16 protein-coding genes are annotated in these 18,569 nt (G+C 52.1%); 11 read left to right on the forward strand and 5 right to left on the reverse strand.

Translation table 11 applies throughout. The features are described 5' to 3' along the window. Position 1: 1 nt before the first annotated feature. On the reverse strand, positions 2–460 hold the full coding sequence (locus tag HVX72_RS09660; RefSeq protein WP_181823083.1) for a YchJ family protein: 459 nt from the start codon (positions 458–460) through the stop codon (positions 2–4). A 111-nt stretch (positions 461–571) separates the two neighbouring features. On the opposite strand from HVX72_RS09660, the gene rssA reads away from it, so the two are divergent. From rssA to galU, 3 genes are all read left to right on the forward strand, one after another. Beyond that, complete coding sequence (gene rssA / locus HVX72_RS09665; protein ID WP_181823084.1) at positions 572–1,480, forward strand: patatin-like phospholipase RssA; 909 nt, start codon at positions 572–574, stop codon at positions 1,478–1,480. A 92-nt stretch (positions 1,481–1,572) separates the two neighbouring features. Then, positions 1,573–2,586, forward strand: coding sequence for a two-component system response regulator RssB (gene rssB, locus HVX72_RS09670; protein ID WP_042283560.1), 1,014 nt, complete (start codon positions 1,573–1,575; stop codon positions 2,584–2,586). Between the two features lie 201 nt (positions 2,587–2,787). Beyond that, entirely contained in the window at positions 2,788–3,696 is a 909-nt protein-coding gene (galU, locus tag HVX72_RS09675; RefSeq protein WP_042283556.1) for a UTP--glucose-1-phosphate uridylyltransferase GalU, read from the forward strand. 136 nt (positions 3,697–3,832) lie between these two features. Here the strand turns inward: galU and hns are convergent, their stop codons facing one another. Next, on the reverse strand, positions 3,833–4,246 hold the full coding sequence (gene hns, locus HVX72_RS09680; RefSeq protein WP_012906011.1) for a histone-like nucleoid-structuring protein H-NS: 414 nt from the start codon (positions 4,244–4,246) through the stop codon (positions 3,833–3,835). Between the two features lie 599 nt (positions 4,247–4,845). Here hns and tdk point away from each other — a divergent pair. After that, entirely contained in the window at positions 4,846–5,463 is a 618-nt protein-coding gene (tdk, locus tag HVX72_RS09685) for a thymidine kinase (RefSeq protein WP_042283545.1), read from the forward strand. 128 nt (positions 5,464–5,591) lie between these two features. On the opposite strand, the gene adhE is transcribed toward tdk, so the two are convergent. Further along, positions 5,592–8,267 carry a bifunctional acetaldehyde-CoA/alcohol dehydrogenase gene (adhE, locus tag HVX72_RS09690; protein ID WP_042283542.1) on the reverse strand — a complete coding sequence of 892 codons (2,676 nt, stop codon included), beginning with the start codon at positions 8,265–8,267 and terminating at the stop codon, positions 5,592–5,594. A 476-nt stretch (positions 8,268–8,743) separates the two neighbouring features. Here adhE and HVX72_RS09695 point away from each other — a divergent pair, with 476 nt between their 5' ends. The 7 genes from HVX72_RS09695 to HVX72_RS09725 all read left to right on the forward strand — a co-directional run bounded on the left by HVX72_RS09695 (position 8,744) and on the right by HVX72_RS09725 (position 16,645). Next, positions 8,744–9,391: a YchE family NAAT transporter gene (locus tag HVX72_RS09695; RefSeq protein ID WP_042283539.1), complete on the forward strand. Its 648-nt coding sequence runs from the start codon at positions 8,744–8,746 to the stop codon at positions 9,389–9,391. 750 nt (positions 9,392–10,141) lie between these two features. Further along, positions 10,142–11,770: an oligopeptide ABC transporter substrate-binding protein OppA gene (gene oppA / locus HVX72_RS09700; protein WP_181823085.1), complete on the forward strand. Its 1,629-nt coding sequence runs from the start codon at positions 10,142–10,144 to the stop codon at positions 11,768–11,770. Positions 11,771–11,889: 119 nt separating this feature from the next. Next, entirely contained in the window at positions 11,890–12,810 is a 921-nt protein-coding gene (gene oppB, locus HVX72_RS09705; protein ID WP_042283529.1) for an oligopeptide ABC transporter permease OppB, read from the forward strand. A 14-nt stretch (positions 12,811–12,824) separates the two neighbouring features. Then, complete coding sequence (gene oppC, locus HVX72_RS09710) at positions 12,825–13,733, forward strand: oligopeptide ABC transporter permease OppC (protein WP_181823086.1); 909 nt, start codon at positions 12,825–12,827, stop codon at positions 13,731–13,733. An 11-nt stretch (positions 13,734–13,744) separates the two neighbouring features. After that, positions 13,745–14,758, forward strand: coding sequence for an ABC transporter ATP-binding protein (locus tag HVX72_RS09715; RefSeq protein WP_060571307.1), 1,014 nt, complete (start codon positions 13,745–13,747; stop codon positions 14,756–14,758). Further along, positions 14,755–15,759, forward strand: a complete 1,005-nt coding sequence (gene oppF, locus HVX72_RS09720) for a murein tripeptide/oligopeptide ABC transporter ATP-binding protein OppF (protein ID WP_042283516.1) — start codon at positions 14,755–14,757, stop codon at positions 15,757–15,759. Before HVX72_RS09715 ends, oppF begins: the two co-directional genes overlap by 4 nt. A gap of 49 nt (positions 15,760–15,808) precedes the next feature. Further along, entirely contained in the window at positions 15,809–16,645 is an 837-nt protein-coding gene (locus HVX72_RS09725) for an ion transporter (protein ID WP_181823087.1), read from the forward strand. Between the two features lie 45 nt (positions 16,646–16,690). Here the strand turns inward: HVX72_RS09725 and HVX72_RS09730 are convergent, their stop codons facing one another. Together HVX72_RS09730 and cls are read right to left on the reverse strand one after the other, a co-directional pair. Continuing rightward, positions 16,691–17,020 carry an HI1450 family dsDNA-mimic protein gene (locus HVX72_RS09730; protein WP_042283511.1) on the reverse strand — a complete coding sequence of 110 codons (330 nt, stop codon included), beginning with the start codon at positions 17,018–17,020 and terminating at the stop codon, positions 16,691–16,693. A gap of 34 nt (positions 17,021–17,054) precedes the next feature. Further along, the gene (gene cls, locus HVX72_RS09735; protein WP_042283506.1) at positions 17,055–18,515 is read right to left on the reverse strand and encodes a cardiolipin synthase; all 1,461 of its coding nucleotides are present in this window, start codon (positions 18,513–18,515) and stop codon (positions 17,055–17,057) included. Positions 18,516–18,569 lie beyond the last annotated feature (54 nt).

An 18,569-nucleotide genomic window follows, 5' to 3' on the forward strand; every position in this document is an offset into this window, starting at 1 on the left:
GTTACTGACCGCAGCATTTTTTGAATTTTTTACCTGATCCGCAGGGGCAGGCGTCATTTCGTCCAATTTGTGGGCGTGTGCCGTCTATATAGTACCACCGACCGTTTTCTTTTAAAAAACGAGAACGTTCAAGGATGACGCCCGCTTTGCCGTTTTCACGAAAACGGGCGACAAAGCTGACGTAGCCGGGTTCATCGCTTTCGGCGCCGCTCTGTTCAAACACGGTTAAGCCGAGCCATTCGGTACTGGCGAACCCGGCGCTTATCTCTTCGCGGAACGCCGCGGCATTGCAGTCCGGATGCCAGGTTTTGATTAAATAATCTGCGTCTTTCATCACAAAAGCGCAGTAGCGAGAACGCATGAGATGTGACGGATCGGGCGCAACTTGCTCGCCAGACACATATTGGTGGCAACATAGGCTATACTCGACAGCGCTACCGCAGGGACAAAGCTGTGACACGAATAGTCTCCCTGATAAAAAAACAGCGGATAAAAAGTCCAGGTGGCGCTATGTTAACTGAGCGATGGAGATGTTGCTACGCTCGAAAGCCAGGGGAAGTTTGTAGGTCACATGAGAAAGATGAAAATAGGTCTGGCGCTGGGGTCTGGTGCGGCGCGGGGCTGGTCACATATTGGTGTCATCAAAGCGCTCAGGCACATGGGCATTGATATTGACATCGTCGCCGGCTGTTCCATCGGTTCGTTAGTCGGCGCGGCGTATGCCAGTGATAAATTACCTGCGCTGGAAAAGTGGGTTTGCTCGTTCAGCTACTGGGATGTCCTTCGCCTGATGGATCTCTCATGGCGACGGGGAGGACTGCTGCGCGGCGAGCGCGTGTTCAATCACTATCGTAATATCATGCCGGTGGAGACTATCGAACAGTGCTCGCGGCGTTTCGCCACAGTCGCCACTAACCTCAGTACCGGTCGCGAACTGTGGTTTACCGAAGGCGATCTGCATCTTGCGGTACGGGCCTCCTGCAGTATTCCTGGTCTGATGTCTCCTGTCGCACATAAGGGATACTGGCTGGTGGACGGCGGTGTGGTGAATCCCGTTCCTGTTTCACTGACCCGCGCCATGGGCGCCGATATCGTGATTGCCGTTGATCTGCAGCACGATGCGCACCTGATGCAACAAGATCTCCTCTCACCCAATGTCAACGGCGACGGCGCTGAGACTGACGTTGAAGGCCTGTCCTGGCGTGCGCGCTTAAAAGAACGTTTGGGCAGTATGACGGCACGACGAGTAGTGTCCGCGCCAACCGCGATGGAAATCATGACGACGTCTATCCAGATTCTGGAAAATCGTCTTAAGCGTAACCGCATGGCGGGCGATCCGCCTGACATATTAATACAACCGTTCTGTCCACAAATATCCACACTGGATTTTCATCGTGCCCATGCCGCCATTGAAGCAGGGCGGCATGCGGTGGAAAAAAAGATGGACGAACTATTACCTCTGGTGCGTGCTGAAGTTTGACGCATCTTTTTTATCTACACTTAAGCAAATTCTGACAGGCAGGTGTGGCAATACCATGCCACTATTGATCAAAGCCAGTCAGGGGAGAGAACATGACGCAGCCATTGGTCGGGAAACAGATTCTTATCGTTGAGGATGAGCCGGTATTTCGCTCGCTTCTGGATTCGTGGTTTTCCTCATTGGGAGCGACAACGGCACTGGCGAGTGATGGGGTTGAGGCACTGGAGCGTTTTGATGAATTCACGCCCGATCTCATGATATGCGATCTTGCGATGCCGAGAATGAACGGACTCAAACTTGTCGAGCAATTACGTAACCGTGGGGACCAGACGCCGATACTGGTTATCTCCGCGACGGAAAATATGGCCGATATTGCTAAGGCGTTACGGTTGGGGGTCGATGACGTATTGCTAAAGCCGGTAAAGGATCTCAATCGTCTTCGCGAAACCGTCTTCGCCTGTCTTTATCCCAATATGTTCAATTCGCGGGTGGAAGAAGAAGAAAGGCTGTTCCGCGACTGGGATGCGATGGTTGGCGATCCGACTGCCGCCAGAAAATTACTGCAGGAGCTGCAGCCGCCGGTGCAGCAGGTTATTTCTCGCTGCCGGGTGAATTACCGGCAGTTAGTCTCAGCGGATAAACCGGGGCTGGTTCTGGATATCGCACCGCTGTCGGACAACGATTTGGCGTTTTATTGTCTGGACGTAACACGCGCAGGGGATAATGGCGTACTGGCGGCATTACTCCTGCGGGCCTTATTTAATGGTCTGTTGCAGGAGCAGCTCGGGCATCAGAATCAACGCCTGCCTGAATTGGGCGCAGTGCTAAAACAGGTCAACCATCTGCTCCGCCAGGCCAATTTACCCGGTCAATTTCCGCTGCTGGTGGGGTATTACCATAGCGGGATTAAAAATCTGATACTGGTTTCTGCCGGGTTGAACGCAACATTAAATACCGGCTCACATAATGTACAAATCAGTAATGGCGTTCCGCTTGGGACGTTAGGAAATACTTATCTCAACCAAATTAGCCAGCGCTGCGAGTCGTGGCAATGTCAAATTTGGGGAGCAGGCGGCAGGTTGCGTCTTATGTTGTCTGCGGAATGAACAATCGGGCAGGCGCAAGCAAATTGCTTTACCCTGCCTTTCTCTGCCGGTGTTACTATCGGCGCCAGTTTTATACGTATTTGTCTTAATTATACGCATGCGCATCCTTTTCGGACCTGAGGCTTCTGTCAGTGCTGATATACTCGATGCGGTACAGATTGATGAACACGTTCAATACATGAACAGTCCAGGAGAATTTAAATGGCTGCCATTAACTCGAAAGTCAAAAAAGCCGTTATCCCGGTAGCGGGATTAGGAACCAGGATGTTACCGGCGACAAAAGCGATCCCGAAAGAGATGTTGCCGCTGGTTGATAAGCCATTAATTCAGTATGTCGTTAACGAATGTATTGCTGCGGGCATCACTGAAATTGTGCTGGTGACTCACTCTTCGAAAAATTCGATCGAAAACCATTTTGATACCAGTTTTGAACTGGAAGCGATGCTGGAAAAACGTGTTAAGCGTCAGCTGCTCGAAGAGGTACAGTCTATTTGCCCACCGCACGTCACGATTATGCAGGTACGTCAGGGGCTGGCAAAAGGGTTAGGCCATGCCGTATTGTGCGCGCATCCCGTCGTGGGCAACGAGCCTGTCGCGGTTATTCTGCCGGACGTTATTCTGGATGAGTACGAATCCGATCTCTCTCAGGATAACCTGGCCGAAATGATTCGCCGTTTTGACGAAACCGGTAATAGCCAGATTATGGTGGAACCGGTCGATGACGTAACCGCTTATGGTGTCGTAGACTGCAAAGGCGTTGAATTAACCCCGGGCGAGAGCGTTCCGATGGTTGGCGTGGTAGAGAAGCCGAAAGCGGACGTCGCGCCGTCTAATCTGGCGATTGTGGGCCGTTATGTCCTGAGCGCAGATATCTGGCCACTGCTGGCGAAAACGCCTCCGGGAGCCGGTGACGAGATTCAGCTGACCGATGCAATCGACATGCTGATCGAAAAAGAAACCGTTGAAGCTTACCATATGAAAGGCAAGAGCCATGACTGTGGCAATAAATTAGGCTACATGCAGGCGTTTGTGGAATATGGTATCCGCCATAATTCTCTGGGTAGCGAATTTAAGGCCTGGCTTGAAGACGAAGTGGGTATTAAGCGGTAACCGGACGTTATAATTAACGTGATTAAGCGGCGCGGCACTCCAGCGCCGTTTTTTATGCGCCGCGTCTGGGGATTTTGGGAAATTACAGGCAAAAAAAATCCCGCGAGACGCGGGATTTCAGGCAAGTAAATACCGATTATTCCTTGATCAGGAAGTCTTCCAGCTGTTTACCTTGCTCTTCCATTGCTTTTTTGATCACTGCCGGAGTACGGCCCTGGCCGGTCCAGGTTTTGGTTTCGCCGTTTTCGTCTACGTAGCTATATTTAGCCGGACGTGCTGCACGTTTAGCTTTAGTGCCGGATTTAACCGCAGCCATGCTATTCAGCAGTTCATTCGGGTCAATGCCATCAGCAATCAGCATTTCGCGGTATTGCTGCAGTTTACGAGTGCGTTCTTCAACTTCAGCCGCTGCCGCGCTTTCTTCTTCACGACGCTCGTTAACAACAACTTCTAATTTTTCCAGCATTTCTTCCAGCGTTTCCAGGGTGCATTCTCTTGCCTGCGCACGAAGAGTACGGATGTTGTTCAGAATTTTAAGTGCTTCGCTCATTTTAGTAATCTCAAACTTATATTGGGGTGGTTTGTTGAGCTAATAATAGAGCGTTAAATTCAGATGTGCAATAGCCAGGAATGTAAGGAATTCAAAATTGCGCTTTATTTTTTGCCCCCAATTAATATCCGAACTTAAAATTTTCTTGAAGGAACGCACAAAAAAGAGCTTATTGGCAGAGCGGTTACTCCTTTTTTTACCCGACGGCGGACGGATTCAGCTCACATTTTATGTGGCGAAATAGTTACGCAATTCAGTGATTTCAACCTTTTGTATTAGTTTCCCACGGGGCTATACGCTATTACTTTGCAAGAGTTATGTAGAACAGTAACAATAAGTACAGGGTTTCCATTTAGCTGGCGTTGATAAGCGCTATTGATGTATATCGCGTCTGCAATATCGCAACAATGGGATTTGTCGCCTGATGTTTGTTCAATTGTTAATTCGTATTTTCCTTACGGTCGCCGTCGCAACGTGAACGCGCGGAAGGCGGAAGCGCGCATTCCGCATCCCGTTAACGCGCTATCCGACGCTGAACAACGGGAAATTATGGTACACTCGGCCCCGTCTTTATTCACTCTGGTGAGGGTCTGTGGCCGATGGCGCAGCTATATTTCTACTATTCAGCAATGAATGCAGGTAAGTCGACTGCCTTACTGCAATCTTCCTACAATTATCAGGAACGTGGGATGCGCACCGTCGTATATACCGCGGAAATAGACGACCGTTTTGGCGCAGGAAAAGTCAGTTCGCGTATAGGGTTGTCATCTCCTGCCAAATTGTTTAATCAACAATCATCTTTGTATGCAGAGATTGCCGCTGATAATACGCGCGAGCCGATACACTGTGTGCTGGTTGATGAATGTCAGTTTTTAACTCGCCAGCAGGTTTATGAATTATCGGAAGTTGTTGACCAACTCGACATTCCGGTGCTGTGTTACGGCTTGCGCACCGATTTTCGCGGTGAACTGTTTACGGGCAGTCAGTATCTGCTTGCATGGTCAGATAAGCTGGTTGAATTAAAAACGATCTGCTTCTGTGGTCGTAAGGCGAGCAGGGTATTACGCCTTGACCAGGCGGGCAGACCGTATAATGAAGGGGAGCAGGTGGTGATTGGCGGCAATGAGCGCTATGTCTCCGTTTGCCGTAAGCATTATAAAGAGGCGCTGGAAGAAGGCTCTCTGACGGCGATACAGGAACGTCACTGCCACCGTTAAGCTGCCCGCAGAGGGCGACTGAGGAGCCCTGACGGCATTCTTGTGAGCATGCGTGTGCAGTTGTGGATCAGCCATAAAAAAGCGGCCTCATCAGAGGCCGCTTTTAGTATGCTTTCGCAGAACTGCAATTAGGCGGATTTCTTCGCTTTTTTGTCAGCTTTTGGAGCCACAACGGCTTCAGCTTTTGCGGTTACGCCTTCGCTGAACTCACGACCGTAGTAGGTATCCAGCAGGATCTGTTTCAGCTCGGAGATCAGCGGGTAGCGCGGGTTAGCGCCGGTGCACTGGTCGTCGAAGGCATCTTCAGACAGCTTGTCAACGTGAGCCAGGAAGTCTGCTTCCTGAACGCCGGCTTCGCGGATAGACTTCGGAATACCCAGTTCAGCTTTCAGGCTTTCCAGCCAGGCCAACAGTTTCTCGATCTTCGCCGCTGTACGGTCGCCCGGTGCGCTCAGACCCAGATGGTCAGCGATTTCAGCATAACGACGACGCGCCTGCGGACGGTCGTACTGGCTGAATGCCGTCTGCTTGGTCGGGTTGTCGTTGGCGTTATAACGGATAACGTTGCTGATCAACAGGGCGTTCGCCAGACCGTGTGGAATGTGGAACTGGGAGCCCAGTTTGTGCGCCATGGAGTGGCACACGCCGAGGAAGGCGTTAGCAAACGCGATACCGGCAATGGTCGCGGCGCTGTGTACGCGTTCACGGGCAACCGGGTTTTTCGAACCTTCGTTGTAAGACGCCGGCAGGTTTTCTTTCAGCAGTTTCAGCGCCTGCAGCGCCTGACCGTCAGAGAACTCAGACGCCAGCACGGAAACGTAGGCTTCCAAGGCGTGAGTCACCGCATCCAGACCACCGAACGCACACAGTGACTTCGGCATATCCATCACCAGGTTAGCGTCGACAATCGCCATATCCGGCGTCAGCGCGTAGTCTGCCAGCGGATATTTCTGACCGGTCGCGTCGTCGGTTACCACCGCAAACGGCGTCACTTCTGAACCGGTACCGGACGTGGTGGTGACAGCGATCATTTTCGCTTTCACACCCATTTTCGGGAACTTATAGATACGTTTACGGATATCCATAAAGCGCAGCGCCAGTTCTTCGAAGTGGGTTTCCGGATGTTCGTACATTACCCACATGATTTTCGCCGCATCCATCGGGGAGCCGCCGCCCAGCGCGATGATCACGTCTGGTTTGAAAGAGTTGGCCAGTTCAGCGCCTTTACGTACAACGCTCAGGGTTGGGTCAGCTTCCACTTCAAAGAACACTTCGGTTTCAACGCCAGCCGCTTTCAGCACAGAGGTGATCTGGTCTGCATAGCCGTTGTTGAACAGGAAGCGGTCGGTCACGATGAGCGCACGTTTGTGGCCATCGGTAATCACTTCATCCAGCGCGATCGGCAGGGAGCCACGGCGGAAGTAGATAGATTTCGGAAGTTTGTGCCACAACATGTTTTCAGCTCGCTTAGCAACGGTTTTCTTGTTGATCAGGTGTTTTGGACCAACGTTTTCAGAGATGGAGTTACCACCCCATGAACCACAACCCAGCGTCAGGGACGGTGCGAGTTTAAAGTTGTACAGGTCGCCGATACCGCCCTGAGAAGCCGGGGTGTTGATCAGGATACGGGCGGTTTTCATCATCTGACCGAAGTAAGCGACGCGTTCCGGCTGGTTGTCCTGGTCGGTGTACAGGCAGGAGGTATGACCGATACCGCCCATTGCCACCAGCTTCTCGGCTTTGTCCACCGCATCTTCGAAATCTTTCGCGCGGTACATTGCCAGGGTCGGGGACAGTTTTTCGTGTGCGAACGGCTCGCTTTCGTCAACCACTTTGACTTCGCCAATCAGGATTTTGGTGGTTGCCGGTACGGAGAAGCCTGCCAGTTCAGCGATTTTATACGCTGGCTGACCCACGATAGCGGCGTTCAGCGCGCCATTTTTCAGGATAACGTCCTGAACGGCTTTCAGCTCTTTGCCCTGCAGCAGGTAGCCGCCGTGGCTGGCGAAGCGTTCGCGAACCGCATCATAAACAGAATCAACAACAACGACTGACTGCTCAGACGCACAGATTACGCCGTTATCAAAGGTTTTGGACATCAGCACGGACGCAACGGCACGTTTGATGTCGGCGGTTTCGTCGATAACAACAGGCGTGTTACCCGCGCCCACGCCGATGGCCGGTTTACCGGAGCTGTAGGCCGCTTTCACCATACCCGGACCGCCGGTCGCGAGAATCAGGTTGATGTCCGGGTGGTGCATCAGGGCGTTGGACAGCTCTACCGAAGGCTGGTCGATCCAGCCGATCAGATCTTTTGGCGCACCGGCAGCGATGGCCGCCTGCAGTACGATATCCGCCGCTTTGTTGGTGGCGTCTTTGGCACGCGGGTGCGGAGAGAAGATGATGGCGTTACGGGTCTTCAGGCTGATCAGCGATTTGAAGATAGCTGTGGAGGTCGGGTTAGTGGTCGGTACGATACCGCAGATGATACCGATCGGTTCAGCGATGGTAATCGTCCCGAAAGTGTCGTCTTCAGACAGCACACCACAGGTCTTTTCATCTTTATAGGCATTGTAGATGTATTCGGAAGCAAAGTGGTTTTTGATCACTTTATCTTCAACGATACCCATGCCGGATTCGGCTACGGCCATTTTGGCGAGGGGGATACGGGCATCTGCGGCTGCCAGAGCGGCGGCGCGGAAGATTTTGTCGACCTGTTCTTGAGTGAAACTGGCATATTCACGCTGGGCTTTTTTGACGCGCTCGACGAGTGCGTTAAGTTCAGCGACATTAGTAACAGCCATAATGCTCTCCTGATAATGTTAAACTTTTTTAGTAAATCATCTGCGCGATACGTGAGTATAGACAGAGGGCATAAGTTTGTATAACAACCGAAAAATCAAATGGTTACTTAACGTCCAGTTCGCTCTGATTTACTAAAAGAGCTTATACGTCAGCGTCATCTAACTCTAACGCGTTACTTCCAGGTGGCGTAAGCAAGGTTACTCACTTCTGAGTAGCGATTACGTGATCCAGATCAAAATTTCGCAAAGCTGACACCTTTCAGCAGGGCATTTTAGCGCTAAACGTTAAGTGTTGATTAATTGTATAGGTGAATGCTCTTTAAGTTAGCATAATTAATACATATTAATAACACTCAGGAAAGGGAGCAATTTTGCGTGAAGCAGGTGAAAAGTGCTGTGAAAAGGCGTATCTTCAGCACGGTTTTTACCCTTTACTCTTTGATTAACTTTTTACGGCTAACGCTGCGGAGCTAACCGTGACTCAAACGCTGTTTGATTTTCCTGTTTATTTTAAATTTTTCATAGGGTTATTTGCGTTAGTGAACCCAGTCGGGATTATCCCCGTTTTTATCAGCATGACCAGCTACCAGACGGCGGCGGCACGTAATAAGACCAACCTGACGGCGAACCTGTCCGTTGCCATCATTTTGTGGACCTCTTTGTTCCTTGGCGATGGCATTCTCCAGGTCTTTGGCATTTCTATCGACTCATTCCGTATTGCTGGCGGCATTCTGGTCGTGACCATCGCCATGTCGATGATCAGCGGTAAGCTGGGGGAAGATAAACAGAACAAACAGGAAAAATCAGAAACGGCGATTCGGGAAAGCGTGGGCGTAGTGCCGCTGGCGCTGCCGTTAATGGCGGGGCCGGGGGCGATCAGTTCCACTATCGTCTGGGGAACCCGCTACCATAGCCTGATGTATTTGTTTGGCTTCTTTATTGCCATTGCGCTCTTCGCGCTTTGCTGCTGGGGATTGTTTCGCATGGCGCCGTGGCTGGTGCGCGTCCTCGGGCAAACCGGAATTAACGTGATTACGCGTATTATGGGTCTGCTGCTCATGGCGTTGGGCATCGAATTTATCGTTACCGGTATTAAGGCGATATTCCCCGGTCTGTTAAGTTAATACCTTTCAAATGAAAGAATAGGCGGAGCATTAATGGCTCCGTTTTTCTCCCGTCATTATTTTCACTTTCCGTTGCGCTTGTACTGCAGTCGTTCGTCTGCGGTATAGATACCATTTATTTATTGCATTGATTTAGCAGAGATTCTCTACAAAAGGCTGGTGCACAAGGTGTAAATTTTTTCACATCACAATCCGGGACTTGATGAAGGATTATTGAAATGTTATTAGTTATTTCAATGACCTCTCAGATGAATGTGCTAAATAATAAACAATTGTTAATTTTTTGTGCATTTGAGTTCATGGGTGAAAGCGCAGGATGTCAAAATCAGTTAATTATAGATTACGTGTTATTTAACAGTAAGTTATGCGTTAATTCGCGGTTTTGATACGTTCTCTTGGGGCGGTTTTTTTTCTACAAAAGAGAATTGCTTAACAAATCTGTAAATTGTATTGGCGGACGAGAAACGCATTTGTTACTTTCCGACACTCTATTTCTCAGCAGAATGTGCGTTGATGAGAATTAATATCAACACGCTTTTTGCCCGAATACGGCGCGCGTTTCTGACAGGGGAGGCGCGCAAAAAGAATCGACGTAAGGCGGTCGTTCGAATCGCCAGAATAAATAAAGTCGGTGATAGCAGGCAGTAAAGCACCTGACAGCAGAAAGTCTCCGGGGCTGATCAGGGATCCTTAGCGGGATTAACAGGCTGGTAATAAAACCAGTAATTATAATGAGGGAGTACAAACACAATGACCAACACGAAAAAAAGTTTAGTGGCCGCAGGGGTTCTCTCTGCGCTCCTCGCCGGTAATGCGGCAATGGCTGCGGTCGTTCCCGCAGGCGTGCAGCTGGCGGAAAAGCAAACGCTGGTGCGCAATAATGGCTCGGAAGTTCAGTCTCTCGATCCGCATAAAATCGAAGGGGTACCGGAATCCAACATCAGCCGCGACCTGTTCGAAGGGCTGATAATAAGCGACGTAGAGGGCAAACCCTCTCCCGGCGTGGCGGAAAAGTGGGACAATAAAGACTTTAAAGTCTGGACGTTCCATCTACGTAAAGATGCAAAATGGTCCGACGGCTCCCCAGTGACCGCTCAGGATTTCGTTTATAGCTGGCAGCGTCTGGCCGATCCCAACACCGCTTCGCCTTATGCCAGTTATCTGCAGTACGGACATATCGTGAATATTGACGATATCGTCGCCGGTAAAAAACCGGTGACCGATCTGGGCGTTAAAGCCCTCGACGATCATACTTTTGAAGTGACGCTGAGCGAGCCGGTGCCTTATTTCTATAAGCTGCTGGTGCATTCGTCCGTTTCTCCGGTACCGAAGGCGGTGGTTGAAAAATTCGGTGATAAGTGGACGCAGCCAGCGAATATAGTCAGTAACGGCGCTTACAAACTGAAGGACTGGGTGGTTAACGAGCGTATCGTCCTTGAGCGTAACCCCCAGTACTGGGATAACGCCAAAACCGTTATTAATCAGGTCACCTACCTGCCGATCTCCTCAGAAGTCACTGATGTTAACCGCTACCGTAGCGGTGAAATCGACATGACCTACAACAACATGCCGATTGAACTGTTTCAGAAGCTGAAGAAAGAGATCCCGAACGAAGTACACGTTGACCCGTATTTGTGCACCTACTATTACGAAATCAATAACCAGAAAGCCCCGTTTACGGATGTGCGCGTGCGTACCGCGCTCAAGCTGGCGCTGGATCGCGATATCATCGTCAACAAAGTGAAAAACCAGGGCGACTTGCCAGCCTACAGCTTTACGCCGCCGTATACCGACGGGGCAAAACTGGTGGAGCCGGAATGGTTTGGCTGGACGCAGGAAAAGCGTAACGAAGAAGCGAAAAAACTGCTGGCTGAAGCCGGTTATACCGCCGATAAACCGCTGACCTTTAACTTGCTGTACAACACCTCCGATCTCCATAAGAAACTGGCCATTGCCGCCGCATCTATCTGGAAGAAAAATTTAGGCGTCAACGTGAAACTGGAAAACCAGGAGTGGAAAACCTTCCTGGATACGCGTCATCAGGGGAATTATGACGTTTCCCGCGCCGCCTGGTGTGCGGATTACAACGAGCCGACCTCTTTCCTGAATATGGTGCTGTCTGACAGTTCGAACAACACCACGCATTATAAGAGCCCGGCGTTTGACAAGATCATTGCCGATACGCTGAATGCACAAGATGACGCGCAGCGTTCTGAACTTTATGCTCAAGCCGAGCAGCAGTTGGATAAAGACTCTGCAATAGTGCCGGTGTTCTATTATGTCAACGCTCGCCTGGTTAAACCGTGGGTAGGGGGTTACACCGGTAAAGACCCGATGGATAATATTCACGTTAAAGACTTGTATATTATCAAGCATTAATGGCAAAGGGTGGGGCAGAATAGCGTGCCCCACTGTGTCTTTTATCGTCGACTATTACTACCTCGCTGCACACGTTCAGCATGGCGAGGTATAAAGGCACACGCCAGAAGGTACGGGCAATGTTGAAATTTATCTTACGCCGCTGTCTGGAAGCGATTCCGACGCTATTTATTCTTATTACCATTTCGTTCTTTATGATGCGTCTGGCGCCGGGGAGTCCTTTCACCGGCGAGCGCGCATTGCCGGCAGAAGTGCTGGCGAATATTGAAGCGAAATATCATCTCAACGATCCCATCATGACCCAATATTTCAGCTATCTGAAACAACTGGCGCATGGGGATTTTGGTCCTTCATTTAAATACAAAGATTACACCGTTAACGATCTGGTGGCGTCGAGTTTCCCGGTTTCGGCGAAACTGGGCGCGGCGGCGTTCCTGTTAGCGGTGATCCTCGGCGTTAGCGCGGGCGTTATCGCGGCGCTTAAGCAAAATACGCGCTGGGATTACATGGTGATGGGGGTGGCAATGACCGGCGTCGTCATCCCGAGCTTTGTGGTCGCGCCGCTTCTGGTGATGATATTTGCCATCACGCTGCACTGGCTGCCGGGCGGCGGCTGGAATGGCGGGGCGCTGAAATTTATGATCCTGCCAATGGTCGCCTTATCGCTGGCCTATATCGCCAGCATCGCCCGTATTACCCGCGGTTCGATGATTGAAGTTCTGCACTCCAACTTCATTCGCACCGCACGGGCGAAAGGGCTGCCGATGCGACGCATCATTTTTCGCCATGCGCTGAAACCGGCGCTGTTACCGGTGCTTTCATACATGGGACCGGCCTTTGTCGGCATCATTACCGGCTCAATGGTCATCGAAACTATCTATGGCCTGCCTGGCATCGGCCAGCTTTTTGTGAATGGCGCGCTGAACCGTGACTATTCGCTGGTGCTAAGCCTGACGATTCTGGTAGGGACGTTAACCATCGTATTCAATGCGATTGTCGATGTGCTGTATGCCGTGATCGACCCGAAAATCCGTTACTGAGACTGGAGCTCGCGATGATGTTAAGTAAGAAAAACAGCGAGGCGCTGGAGAATTTCAGTGAAAAGCTGGAGGTCGAAGGGCGCAGCCTGTGGCAGGATGCCCGCCGACGCTTTATGCATAACCGTGCGGCGGTTGCCAGTCTGGTTGTTCTGGTCATTATTGCCTTGTTCGTCACGCTGGCGCCAATGCTGTCATCGTTCACCTATTTTGATACCGACTGGGGAATGATGTCGAGCGCGCCGGACGTTGAGTCCGGACACTATTTCGGCACTGACTCGTCCGGTCGCGACCTGTTAGTGCGCGTGGCGATTGGCGGACGTATTTCTCTGATGGTGGGGATCGCCGCTGCGCTGGTGGCGGTGATTGTGGGGACGCTATACGGCTCGCTTTCCGGCTATCTCGGCGGCAAAGTGGATTCGGTGATGATGCGCCTGCTGGAAATCCTCAACTCCTTCCCGTTTATGTTCTTCGTGATCCTGCTGGTCACCTTCTTTGGACAAAATATCCTGCTGATTTTTGTGGCTATCGGCATGGTCTCCTGGCTGGACATGGCGCGTATCGTGCGCGGTCAGACGCTGAGCCTGAAGCGTAAAGAGTTTATCGAGGCCGCTCAGGTGGGCGGCGTTTCCACGCCGAATATCGTTATCCGCCACATTGTGCCCAACGTGCTTGGGGTGGTGGTGGTCTACGCGTCGTTGCTGGTGCCAAGCATGATCCTGTTTGAATCTTTCCTCAGTTTCCTGGGATTGGGAACCCAGGAGCCGCTGAGCAGTTGGGGCGCGTTATTAAGCGACGGCGCGAACTCAATGGAAGTTTCGCCGTGGTTGCTGCTGTTTCCGGCAGGATTCCTGGTGGTGACGTTGTTTTGTTTTAACTTTATTGGCGATGGCTTGCGTGATGCCCTCGACCCGAAAGACCGTTAAGGAGCGCAGCCATGAGCGTAATTGAAACAGCAACCGCGCCGCTCGCGGAGCAACGGGCTAACGCACTGCTGGACGTACAGGATCTCCGCGTGACCTTCAGTACGCCGGACGGTGACGTCACTGCCGTAAACGATCTGAACTTTACCCTGCGTGCCGGGGAAACCTTAGGAATTGTCGGCGAGTCCGGCTCAGGCAAATCGCAGACCGCGTTTGCGCTGATGGGGCTGCTGGCCCCCAATGGCCGGATTGGCGGATCGGCAAAGTTCAATGGCAGTGAGATCCTTAATCTACCCGAACGGGAACTGAACAGACTGCGCGCCGAGCAAATTTCGATGATCTTTCAGGACCCAATGACCTCGCTGAACCCTTATATGCGCGTTGGGGAGCAGCTAATGGAAGTGCTGATGCTGCATAAAGGAATGCGCAAAGCTGAGGCATTTGAAGAGTCGGTGCGAATGCTGGATGCCGTCAAAATGCCGGAAGCCCGCAAGCGCATGAGAATGTTTCCCCATGAGTTTTCCGGCGGCATGCGTCAGCGCGTCATGATCGCGATGGCGTTGCTGTGTCGACCAAAACTGCTGATTGCCGATGAACCGACCACCGCGCTGGACGTGACCGTGCAGGCGCAAATCATGACCCTGCTCAATGATCTGAAGCGGGAATTCAATACGGCAATCATTATGATTACCCACGATCTTGGCGTTGTGGCGGGTATTTGCGACAAAGTGCTGGTGATGTATGCGGGGCGCACTATGGAGTACGGCGCAGCGCGCGACGTCTTTTACCGTCCCGTTCACCCCTATTCCATCGGCTTGCTTAACGCGGTGCCGCGTCTGGATGGCGAAGGCGAAGAGATGTTAACGATTCCCGGCAACCCGCCAAACCTGTTGCGTTTGCCGAAAGGCTGCCCGTTTCAGCCGCGCTGTCCCTACGCGATGGAGATATGCAGCAGCGCGCCGCCGCTCGACGAGTTCAGCCCGGGTCGCCTGCGCGCCTGCTTTAAACCGGTGGAGGAACTGGTATGAATGCTGTAGATGAAAAACGTAAAGTCCTCCTCGAAATTGCCGATCTGAAGGTTCATTTCGCGATTAAAGACGGCAAGCAGTGGTTCTGGCAGCCGTCAAAAACGCTGAAGGCGGTGGATGGCGTGACGCTGCGGCTGTACGAAGGCGAAACGCTGGGCGTCGTGGGGGAGTCGGGCTGTGGAAAATCGACCTTCGCAAGGGCGATTATTGGTCTCGTGAAAGCGACCGACGGCAAAGTGGCCTGGCTGGGAAAAGATCTGCTGGGTATGAAAGCGGAAGAGTGGCGCAACGTGCGCAGCGATATCCAGATGATTTTTCAGGATCCACTGGCGTCGCTGAACCCACGCATGACCATCGGAGAAATTATCGCTGAACCGCTGCGCACCTATCATCCGGCGCTACCGCGGCAGGACGTACGCGAACGGGTCAAGGCGATGATGATGAAAGTGGGGTTGCTGCCAAATCTCATCAACCGCTACCCGCACGAGTTTTCCGGCGGTCAGTGCCAGCGTATCGGTATTGCGCGTGCGCTGATCCTGGAGCCGAAGCTCATTATCTGCGACGAGCCGGTTTCGGCACTCGACGTCTCCATCCAGGCGCAGGTGGTGAATCTGCTGCAACAATTGCAGCGTGAAATGGGGTTGTCGCTGATATTTATCGCCCATGACCTGGCGGTGGTGAAGCATATCTCCGACCGCGTACTGGTGATGTATCTGGGGCATGCGGTAGAGCTGGGGACCTACGATGAGGTGTATCACAACCCGCTGCACCCCTATACTAAAGCGTTGATGTCTGCCGTGCCGATCCCCGATCCCGATCGGGAAAAAAACAAGACCATCCAACTGCTGGAAGGGGAATTGCCTTCGCCAATTAACCCGCCTTCCGGCTGTGTATTTCGCACCCGTTGCCCGATCGCCGGGCCGGAGTGCGCAAAAACACGCCCGGTGCTGGAAGGCAGTTTCCGACATGCTGTTTCCTGCCTGAAAGTAGACCCGTTATAATTGCCAGGGCTGATATCACGTCAGCCCTGTTTTTTATTGTGAGGTTACCGTGTCACTTTCTTTATCGTCGATTCGGCGTCGTCTTTACCACACCTTATTTGATCTGAATACCCGCTCGGGGCGGCGCTTTGAAGGTCTGTGCGCGCTGTTTGCGCTGATCAGCGTGGTCATTATTTTTGTCGAATCGGGACTGGGAACCCAGTATCACCTGACCTATGACGAATGGCATCTTTTTGTCTGGCTGGAACTGTTCGTCACGCTCATTTTCACCGTCGAATATTTGCTGCGTCTGATCAGTTGGCCGAACCCGGCAAAATATGTGTTCAGTTTTTGGGGAATAATTGATTTAGCCACCATACTGCCGCTCTACGTTATGTGGCTATGGCCGGAGATCAGCCTGAATTATGTCTTTGCCTGGCGCGCCATGCGGGCGATCCGCGTATTGCGTATCTTAAAGCTGCTGCGCTTTATGCCTTCTTTGCGCGTATTCTGGCAGGCAATTGTCAGCGCGCGGCATCAGTTGATTCTGTTTTATTCTTTTATCGCCATCGTCATGATTATTTTCGGCACGCTGATGTATCTCATCGAGGGGCCGAAATACGGTTTTACTACGCTGAACGCTTCTGTCTACTGGGCGATAGTGACGGTCACCACCGTCGGATATGGCGATATCACGCCACATACGCCGCTTGGGCGGATTGTTGCCTCGCTGTTGATCCTGATTGGCTATTCGGTGATTGCTATCCCAACCGGCTTAATTACTACCCATATGAGTACCGCGTTTCAAAAGGATAATCAGCCGCGCAAGTGTCCGCACTGCCAGCAAAGCAAGCACGAAAACAGCGCGCGGTATTGCAACCACTGTGGCAGTAAATTACCGGAGTAAGGGAGGAACGCCGGAAAGCGGGCGGCTTTCCGGCATGACGGAGGGTTATTCGCGCCAGAGAATATGGCAGAGCTTATGGTCTTTTTCGCGACACAGGAGAACGCGGGCAAAAATATCGTTAATCTCGCCGTCTTCACTGTCGGCAAGCCCAATCACTACCTCGGCAAAGAAATCAGGATTCAGGTCGTAATCGACGTGTTCCTGCCAGTCTTCAGACGGATCAAACAATTCCGCTCCACCGCGTTCTTCGAACTGTAAATTGAACAGAATAATGTCTGCCGGGTCGAGGTTATCGGCCGCCAGTTCGAGAAAAATATCGTAAGCCTGCTCAAGCGTTTCATCTTCAGTCAGGCGATTGTTCAGATCCATATCCATAATGACTACCTGTTTACCCACTATTGGGCACGTTTTACAGCAATGGACTGAAGAAGTAAAACAGTCGCTCGGCAATCCGCTGCCAGAGTGGGCGTTTTACCCACAAACGGGCATCCAGCAACCGCGAGCGGGAGATATAGTCGTCCTGCACCGCGGCGAGATCGCCGCCGAATCCGGCATCATCGATCACCAGCGTGATTTCGAAATTCAGCCACAGGCTGCGCATATCCAGATTGACCGTACCGACAAGACTCAGCTCACCGTCCACCAGGACGCTTTTGGTATGTAACAGGCCGCCTTCGAACTGATAGATTTTGACGCCTGCCGCCAGCAGTTCGCTAAAGAACGCGCGGCTGGCCCAGCCAACCAGCAGGGAATCGTTCTTGCGGGGAAGAATTATGCTGACGTCCACGCCGCGCTGGGCGGCGGTACAGATGGCGTGCAGCAAATCGTCGCTGGGCACGAAGTAGGGCGTCGTCATGATCAAATATTCACGCGCGGAATACGCGGCGGTCAGCAGCGCCTGATGAATCAGATCCTCCGGGAAGCCGGGGCCGGATGCAATGGTGTGGATCGTGTGACCGCTGGCCTGCTCGAAAGGCATAATATTGACGTCCGGCGGCGGGGGCAAAATGCGCTTGCCGGTTTCGATCTCCCAGTCGCAGGAGTAGACGATGCCCATCGCAGTCGCAACCGGACCTTCCATGCGCGCCATTAAGTCCACCCACTGGCCGACGCCGGCGTCTTGTTTGAAGTAGCGCGGATCCACCATATTCATGCTGCCGGTATAGGCAATGTAGTTGTCAATCATCACCATTTTACGGTGCTGACGCAGGTCCATGCGCCGCAGGAAGACGCGAAGCAGGTTAACCTTGAGCGCTTCAACCACTTCTATCCCGGCGTTACGCATCATCGCCGCCCATGGGCTGCGGAAGAACGCCACGCTGCCAGCGGAGTCGAGCATCAGACGGCAGTGAATGCCGCGACGCGCGGCCGCCATCAGCGACTCCGCAACCTGATCGGCCATGCCGCCCGGCTGCCAGATATAAAAGACCATCTCGATGTTATGCCGCGCCAGCTGGATGTCCCGGATCAGCGCCTGCATCACATCGTCGGTGTCGGTCAGCAACTGGAGCTGGTTGCCCTTGACGCCGGCAATGCCCTGGCGACGTTCGCAAAGTTTAAACAGCGAGGACGCCACGCTGCTGTTTTCTTCGGCGAAAATGTGTTTGCAGGATTTGAGATCGTTTAACCATTTGGCCGTGGAAGGCCACATTGCCCGTGCGCGTTCAGCACGACGTTTGCCTAAGTGAAGTTCTCCAACGGAAAGATAAGCGATGATCCCGACCAGCGGCAGTATATAAATGATCAGCAGCCAGGCCATGGCGGAAGGCACCGCGCGTCGTTTCATTAATATACGTAATGTTACACCGGCAATGAGCACCCAGTAGCCCAGAATGACCAGCCAACTCACCACCGTGTAGAAGGTTGTCATAGTTTAAAAATCCTTTTGAAAGCGCATTGTTAAGAGTTTACGCGTCAGGATTAA

Source organism: Citrobacter sp. RHB21-C05 (assembly GCF_013889015.1).
GTDB classification, from domain to species: domain Bacteria; phylum Pseudomonadota; class Gammaproteobacteria; order Enterobacterales; family Enterobacteriaceae; genus Citrobacter_A; species Citrobacter_A sedlakii.

Excerpts from the sequence above, each read along its gene's own strand:
- oppF (WP_042283516.1), top strand. The coding sequence starts at position 14,755 with ATGAATGCTGTAGATGAAAAACGTAAAGTCCTCCTCGAAATTGCCGAT.
- hns (WP_012906011.1), bottom strand. The coding sequence starts at position 4,246 with ATGAGCGAAGCACTTAAAATTCTGAACAACATCCGTACTCTTCGTGCG.
- oppA (WP_181823085.1), top strand. The coding sequence starts at position 10,142 with ATGACCAACACGAAAAAAAGTTTAGTGGCCGCAGGGGTTCTCTCTGCG.
- HVX72_RS09715 (WP_060571307.1), top strand. The coding sequence starts at position 13,745 with ATGAGCGTAATTGAAACAGCAACCGCGCCGCTCGCGGAGCAACGGGCT.
- oppB (WP_042283529.1), top strand. The coding sequence starts at position 11,890 with ATGTTGAAATTTATCTTACGCCGCTGTCTGGAAGCGATTCCGACGCTA.
- tdk (WP_042283545.1), top strand. The coding sequence starts at position 4,846 with ATGGCGCAGCTATATTTCTACTATTCAGCAATGAATGCAGGTAAGTCG.
- HVX72_RS09730 (WP_042283511.1), bottom strand. The coding sequence starts at position 17,020 with ATGGATATGGATCTGAACAATCGCCTGACTGAAGATGAAACGCTTGAG.
- rssB (WP_042283560.1), top strand. The coding sequence starts at position 1,573 with ATGACGCAGCCATTGGTCGGGAAACAGATTCTTATCGTTGAGGATGAG.
- adhE (WP_042283542.1), bottom strand. The coding sequence starts at position 8,267 with ATGGCTGTTACTAATGTCGCTGAACTTAACGCACTCGTCGAGCGCGTC.
- cls (WP_042283506.1), bottom strand. The coding sequence starts at position 18,515 with ATGACAACCTTCTACACGGTGGTGAGTTGGCTGGTCATTCTGGGCTAC.
- rssA (WP_181823084.1), top strand. The coding sequence starts at position 572 with ATGAGAAAGATGAAAATAGGTCTGGCGCTGGGGTCTGGTGCGGCGCGG.
- galU (WP_042283556.1), top strand. The coding sequence starts at position 2,788 with ATGGCTGCCATTAACTCGAAAGTCAAAAAAGCCGTTATCCCGGTAGCG.
- oppC (WP_181823086.1), top strand. The coding sequence starts at position 12,825 with ATGATGTTAAGTAAGAAAAACAGCGAGGCGCTGGAGAATTTCAGTGAA.